Origin of the sequence: Actinoplanes sandaracinus, assembly GCF_030009775.1 — a bacterium.
GTDB lineage: Bacteria > Actinomycetota > Actinomycetes > Mycobacteriales > Micromonosporaceae > Actinoplanes > Actinoplanes sandaracinus.
In genome coordinates, this window is the sequence record NZ_JASCTH010000080.1 from 1 (window position 1) to 3233 (window position 3233).

The window sequence follows — 3233 nt, forward strand, 5'->3', positions numbered from 1 at the left end:
GCACGAGGTCTCCGGAAGGTCTTCGGTTTGCTTGGTCGCTAACCGATCTACCGGAGACCTCAACCTTTATCGATCACCGCCACGCCGCACTACCTCACAACGCCAGCCGTTACGAAACACGGCCTAGAGGCGCGGAAGTGCCTCACCGGGCCGGGGTTCGTGTCGCCGGTCGAGCCAGAACAGGTACCCGCGCAAGTACGCCTCCAGGCCGTCATCGAGGTACGCGATGAAGTCCCGATGACCTCGGGCAGCATCGTGATAGTGGCCCAGGTATTGAGGGTGGGCGTTGTAGCCCCAATGTGGGTGAGCGTCTGCTCCCCAGTCGGCGGCTATCGCCACCGCCCATTCCCGCACCCGGCCCCGGTCTCGCCACCATTCGCGGACGGCGTCCACGGTCCAATGGTCGTCGCCATCCCAGTTGTAGCCCCGGTAGAGCTCACATTGGCAGCCGCTGATCACCGCTTCGGTCTCGCGTTCGTTCACCGGCTGCCGGTAGATGAATTCGACCCCGAATCCGCCGCCGAGGTCATCGTCGTAGCAGATGTGGCCGGGCGCATCCAGTCGTCCGATGGCCAGGCTGTCGGTCTCGCCCGCGTAGAAAGGCCCCGGGACGTTGCGCCAGTTCCGCTGTTCCCAGAGTCCGGTGAAGAGCTGGTCGGCGGGCTGGTCGAGGCCGGCTACCAACCGCCGGGCTGTCGGCAGGGGGTTCCAGTAGCCGATCATCCCGCTATCCTGCCCGACACGCCCGGTTCCCTCGTAGCCGCCCGGTAGTGCCTCCCTGCACCTTCTCGACCAGGCTGAGTGTGGGCGAGCCGGGACGACCGCGATCGTGTGGTCCAGCGACTCCACCGCCGACAGCCTCTCAACCGGGTGGCAGCAGCATGTCGTCCTTTTCAGGCTGACCGGAGAAGCCGCCGTACACGCGGTTGGGGCCGGTGACAAGTGGACCGACGCCGCCCTTGGTCAGCTTGCGGATGGTCGTACCGTCGTCGAAGCCGTTCTGGACGCAGCCGGCGTAGCGCATCGTGATCTCTCCTGTGCCGGTCGCGGACCGCACCAGAAGCACGATGATCTGGTCGCCGTGCGCCACCTCCGGTGCGCAGTTCGCCGGGGTGTCCAGGCCGCCGCCGACCGGCGCCGCGGCGATCTCCCGGATCTGGTCCGCGGCCGCCGGGCCGTCCAGGCGCAGGCTGGACAGCAGGCGCGGCGAGGACGGTGACGCGGAACTCCCATACGGTAGGGGGTATTTGCAGACCGATACCGAGGTCACGTCACGCAGGGTCGCGACGTCTCCCGGCGGGGTGGGGCGCAGGTCCGGTCCGGTGCTGATCCGGTGGCTGGACGGGCAGCCGGCGTCGTCGACGCGCACCTGGTGAATGGTGGCGGCGATCCGGTCGCGCCACTGCTTCGGCGCCTGGATGATCACCTCGACGCTGTCCCGCCGCACTCTCGTACGGTCGCCCTCGTGGTCGGTGCCGTCATTTTTGTCCGTAGGGTTGAAGCCGACCGTCCACCCGGTGTTCGCGGTCAGGAACCCGGCCGGTGGGCCTTCCCGGTCGATGTCGCACGCGATGAGCGGGACTCCCGCACCAGGCCGGGCGACCGCGGGCGGGTGGTTGCCCGGTTTGATGCACCACGCGTCCAGCCGGAGCGCCTGACTGTCCCAGCCCCAATCGCCGGGCACGCCGACCTGGACGCCGCCGTATGACTCCCACCGCCAGCCGGCCGGCAGTTCCGGCTGGCCGTCGACCGGTTCCACCAGCGACGCCGGGCGCGCCGGCGCTGATGCCACCGGAGCCGGTCCCGCCGGGCGGGCACACGCAGCCACCAGGCCTACTGCCGTCACGATCGCGATCGACCTGGCCAAGCCTTGCATCGCCCCTCCTCGGGATCGAGCCGATGATTCAGGCGATGAGACGCGGACGGGACACCACCGGTTCCGCTCGTAAGATCTCGAACAGGAGTAAGTTCGCCCGTTGCCTCCGGCCGCAGCCGAGCGCCGCCGCGGACGACCGGCCGGGTTCACCTCAACTCGCGCTCTCGCCCCCGGACGTAAATAGCTAGCGCGCATGTTCTCTCTCACTTCAACAGTGGATGACATGTATTCAGCGACCCATTTCGGTGGGTGTGCTGGTGATAACCCGGCGCGGCACTGATGTGGTAGTGCCGAACCGGGTGATCTGGACCGGGGAGAGGACAACCCGCCTACTTCTCCGAGTCGGAGACACCTTGTTCAGGTCGGGGAAGGCACAGCAACATCGGGTGACCACCGCGTACCGGCGCGTCGGGGTCACCGCCTGGACCGTTGGAGCAAGCTGGCAGCTCGCTCGGTTCTCAGCCGAGAGGTTGCGGGTTCGAGCCCCGCCGAAGGCTCCTGCAGCGGGCCCCGCCAGCGTGGAGGTGCTCCGCAGCAGGTCTTCAGAGGTTGTTCGGAGCGCAACGCTCGGGTATCTCTTTCGAACGAACGTGCTACACGATGTGCGGGCATCGTCGGCCGGCCGACATCGCTGGTGCCGTCCGATCCGGTACCCGTATGACATGACCACCCGATGGCCACGGCTTCATTCCTCGATCACCGATGCAGGACCTAGCCGATGCCCCAGGCGGGCAGGAAGGCGGATCAGGTGAACGCGACCCCTAACGGTGGACGTCCTGGTGCTGCCGCGCCGCCCATATCGGCGCCGACTCATCCGGTGGACGTCTTCGTCCTGCTCATCGACGCAGACAAGGTATTACTCGGTCTGCGTGCCGGAACGGGGTACGCCGCTATCTGGACCGATCCAGGAAAGATGAGCCTCTGAGCTGCGACATTGCGTCGCTGACTCTGTCAGCGACCACTGTAGGCACCGCGATCTTGCGCTGCAAGCGCGGGTACTTCGAACCCTGGAGAGTGTCATGGACCTGGTGCGTCTCAGCGAGGATGTCGAGCAGATCTCGCGAGGTTACGCCCGTCGGTTCGGCATCGAACGAAGCTCCGCCTGGTTCCTACTGAAGCTGCAGGAGGAGATCGGGGAGTTGTGAGTTCCCCCCGCTTCAACGGAGCTTCTCAAACATGATCGACTGATCATGGGAAGGAAGCATCTGTGGCAGCACCGAAGAAGTACCCCGACGAACTGCGGGCGCGTGCCGTGCGCCTGTATCGCGAGTCGGACCCCAAACCGACGATCCGGCGGCTGGCCGAGCAGTTGAACGTGCATCACGAGGCGTTGCGCAACTGGATCCGGCAGGCTGAG

At 66.5% G+C, this 3233-nt stretch carries 4 protein-coding genes; 2 read left to right on the forward strand and 2 right to left on the reverse strand.

Annotated elements, in window-relative coordinates:
• Nucleotides 1–123 precede the first annotated feature (123 nt).
• Nucleotides 124–723, reverse strand: a complete 600-nt coding sequence (locus QLQ12_RS46690; protein WP_282767530.1) for a hypothetical protein — start codon at nucleotides 721–723, stop codon at nucleotides 124–126.
• 139 nt (nucleotides 724–862) lie between these two features.
• Nucleotides 863–1876 (reverse strand): hypothetical protein, encoded by a 1014-nt coding sequence (locus QLQ12_RS46695; protein WP_282767531.1) that lies wholly within the window; start codon nucleotides 1874–1876, stop codon nucleotides 863–865.
• Between the two features lie 1019 nt (nucleotides 1877–2895).
• Here QLQ12_RS46695 and QLQ12_RS46700 point away from each other — a divergent pair.
• Nucleotides 2896–3021, forward strand: coding sequence for a nucleoside triphosphate pyrophosphohydrolase family protein (locus QLQ12_RS46700; RefSeq protein ID WP_282767532.1), 126 nt, complete (start codon nucleotides 2896–2898; stop codon nucleotides 3019–3021).
• Between the two features lie 62 nt (nucleotides 3022–3083).
• The coding region (locus tag QLQ12_RS47335) for a transposase (protein WP_407651718.1) at nucleotides 3084–3233 on the forward strand (150 nt) is incomplete at its 3' end.

Excerpts from the sequence above, each read along its gene's own strand:
- QLQ12_RS46690 (WP_282767530.1), bottom strand. The coding sequence starts at position 723 with ATGATCGGCTACTGGAACCCCCTGCCGACAGCCCGGCGGTTGGTAGCC.
- QLQ12_RS46695 (WP_282767531.1), bottom strand. The coding sequence starts at position 1,876 with ATGCAAGGCTTGGCCAGGTCGATCGCGATCGTGACGGCAGTAGGCCTG.
- QLQ12_RS46700 (WP_282767532.1), top strand. The coding sequence starts at position 2,896 with ATGGACCTGGTGCGTCTCAGCGAGGATGTCGAGCAGATCTCGCGAGGT.